At 62.9% G+C, this 3,233-nt stretch carries 2 protein-coding genes; one reads left to right on the plus strand and one right to left on the minus strand.

The window, feature by feature from the left end; all coding sequences use genetic code 11:
* Positions 1-373 precede the first annotated feature (373 nt).
* The gene (locus tag AC2VOP_RS20060; RefSeq protein ID WP_486962597.1) at positions 374-1,558 is read left to right on the plus strand and encodes an ATP-binding protein; all 1,185 of its coding nucleotides are present in this window, start codon (positions 374-376) and stop codon (positions 1,556-1,558) included.
* 59 nt (positions 1,559-1,617) lie between these two features.
* Here AC2VOP_RS20060 and AC2VOP_RS20065 read toward each other — a convergent pair.
* The coding region (locus AC2VOP_RS20065; protein ID WP_486962598.1) for a multifunctional oxoglutarate decarboxylase/oxoglutarate dehydrogenase thiamine pyrophosphate-binding subunit/dihydrolipoyllysine-residue succinyltransferase subunit at positions 1,618-3,233 on the minus strand (1,616 nt) is incomplete at its 5' end.

Raw genomic sequence — 3,233 nt, forward strand, 5'->3', positions numbered from 1 at the left:
CGGGTCCAGCCGCGCCGCCGGGTTGTCGAACGCACCAACGGATGGATCAACCACTGCCGGCGACTCGACCGACACCACGAAGTCACCCCCATCGCCCGCGAAGGCTTCCTGATCCTCAGCCAGATCGCCTCACTGCTGCGCCGACTCGACCGCAGCCAGTTGTTTTCGGTTACACCGACACAGTGCGGCGGATCCACGCGTATAGTAGCGGCAAATCCACGGGCTACTATGCGGCAGATCCACGCGCATCGTGGCGGCAGATCCACGTGCTTCGGCGAGTTCGACAGAGGATGGGTGAATGCAGACCCTGCTGGGACCGGCTTTGCCCAGACACGCCGAGGCTGCCGTGAACGCGGCCCTGGAGGACACCCGAGTGGTGCTGGTCAACGGTGCCCGCCAAAGTGGCAAGAGCACTCTGGTTCGCCTCGTGGCAAAGGGCCGCAACGCCGAATGGCGTGATCTGGACACCGCCCTGACCCGCCAAGCCGCTCTTGAAGACCCGGACGGCTTCGTCGACCAATCCGGTCCGATGGTCATCGACGAGATCCAACGAGCACCCGATCTACTGCTGTCGATCAAGGCTCAGGTGGATGCAGACCCCACGCCCGGGCGCTTTCTGCTGACCGGATCGGCGCGCGTGCTCGGCCTACGGTCCCTACCCGACACGCTCGTGGGCCGAATGGAGACTATTGAGCTCTGGCCCTTCTCCCAAGGGGAAATCGACAGAGCCCCTGACGGATTCATCGACGCCGTGTTCGCTCAGGGTGACAAGCTGCGTCACAGCTCCACGGTTTCACGAGCGGAGTACGCCGAGCGACTTGTTCGTGGCGGTTTCCCAGAGGCAGTCGCACGAACCAACGACAGGCGCCGACGCAGCTTTTTCGATTCCTACCTCGGCGATCTGATCGCGCGCGATGTGCAGCAATTGTCGGAGATCGAGCGGACAACCGAGATGCGCGCATTGGTCCAGATGCTGGCCGCTCGATCAGGGCAGTTGCTGTCCATCGCCACCTTGGGCAACGAACTCGGGCTCGGAGCTACAACGGTGAAGAAGTATGTCGCACTGCTCGGAGAGGTCTTTCTCGTCAAGCGGGTACCGGCGTGGTCCCGAAATATCAGTACCAGAGCAACGACAGCCCCCAAGCTCGCGTTCGTCGACTCCGGTATCGCTGCGCACCAGATCGGCGCGGACACCCGCAGCATCTTGCGGCCCACGGGTCAGTTCGGGCCTCTCCTTGAGGGATTCGTCCTGATGGAACTGGCGCGCCAGCTGACTTGGTGTGACGAAGACGTTGCGCTCTTCCATTACCGGACCAGGGATCAAGTCGAGGTCGACGCCGTCCTTGAACATCGATGCGGTGATGTTGTTGGCATCGAGGTCAAAGCGGCATCTACTGTCGGACCCGCCGACTTTCGTGGACTGCGGCACCTGGCCCAGCGGACCGGCGACGGTTTCCGTGCCGGCATTGTCATGCACACAGGAGCGCAGACCCTGCCATTTGGGCCAAAAATGCTCGCCATGCCGGTGAGCGCCCTATGGCAGACATCCACGACCTGATCCAGATGATCCATGGGGGTAGATTCCAGGGGTCTCCTCGATCGTTCGGCTTCGCAAGCTCAGCCGAACGCCTCGTCGATGATCTCGTGCTGTTCGACGGCGTGAACCTTCGCCATCCCCGACGACGGCGCTGACATGGCCCGCCGAGAGATGCGCTTGATCCCGGTCAGCTTGTCCGGCAACAACTCTGGCAGCTCCAACCCGAACCGCGGCCACGCGCCTTGGTTGGCCGGCTCTTCCTGTACCCAGAAGAACTCGCTGACATTCGGGTAGCGGCCCAAGGTTTCGGCCAGCCGGCGCTTCGGCAGCGGCGCCAGCTGCTCGATCCGCACGATAGCGATGTCGTCGCGGTTGTCTTTGGCCTTACGGGCGGCCAATTCGTAGTAAAGCTTGCCGCTGGTCAACAGAATCCGGCGCGCCTTGTCGCGATCGCCGACGCCTTCCTCGTAGCTGGGTTCCTCCAGCACCGAGCGGAACTTGACTTCGGTGAAGTCCTTGACGTCGCTGACTGCGGATTTGTTGCGCAGCATCGACTTCGGCGTAAAAACAATCAACGGGCGCTGGATTCCGTCCATGGCGTGCCTGCGCAACAAGTGGAAATAGTTCGCGGGCGTCGAAGGCATCGCGACCGTCATCGAACCCTCTGCCCAGAGCTGCAAGAAACGCTCGATGCGCCCGGTAGTGTGGTCGGGACCCTGGCCTTCGTGACCGTGTGGCAGCAACAGCACCACCGCGGACAACTGGCCCCACTTGGCTTCACCGGAGCTGATGAACTCGTCGATGACCGTCTGGGCGCCGTTGACGAAGTCACCGAACTGCGCCTCCCACAACACGACAGCGTCCGGATTGCCGACCGAATAGCCGTACTCGAAACCCACGGCGGCCAGTTCCGACAGCGGCGAGTCGTACACCAGGAACTTGCCGCCGCTCGGCGTCCCGTCCTCGTTGACCGCCAGCAATCGCAGCGGAGTGAACTCAGCGCCGGTCTTGCGGTCGATGAGCACCGAATGCCGTTGCGAGAACGTGCCGCGGCGGGTGTCCTGGCCGGACAGCCGTACCAGCTTGCCCTCGGCCACCAGTGAACCCAGCGCAAGCAACTCAGCGAAGGCCCAGTCGATCTTGCCCTCGTAAGCCATCTCCCGACGCCGGTCCAGCACCGTTTGCACGCGCGGGTGCACAGTGAAGCCGTCCGGCAGAGCCAGGTGCGCGTCACCGATGCGGGCCATGAGCGCCTTGTCGATACCGGTGAACAACCGGGCCGGAATCATCTGGAGGGACTCCACCGACTCGCTGGGTTCCGCGGCATGTTTCTCCAACTCACGGATCTCGTTGAACACCCGCTCCAGCTGGCCCTGGTAGTCACGAAGCGCGTCTTCGGCTTCCTTCATCGAGATGTCGCCGCGACCGATCAGCGCTTCGGTGTAGCTCTTACGCACACCGCGTTTGGCGTCGATCACGTCGTACATGTACGGGTTGGTCATGGAGGGGTCATCGCCCTCGTTGTGTCCGCGACGCCGGTAACACAGCATGTCGATGACGACGTCCTTGTGAAATTTCTGCCGGAAATCCACCGCCAGCCGCGCCACCCACACACACGCCTCCGGGTCGTCGCCGTTGACGTGGAAGATCGGCGCGCCGAGCATCTTGGCGACGTCGGTGCAGTATTCGCTGGACC

It is taken from the genome of Mycobacterium sp. TH-M106 (assembly GCF_057473765.1).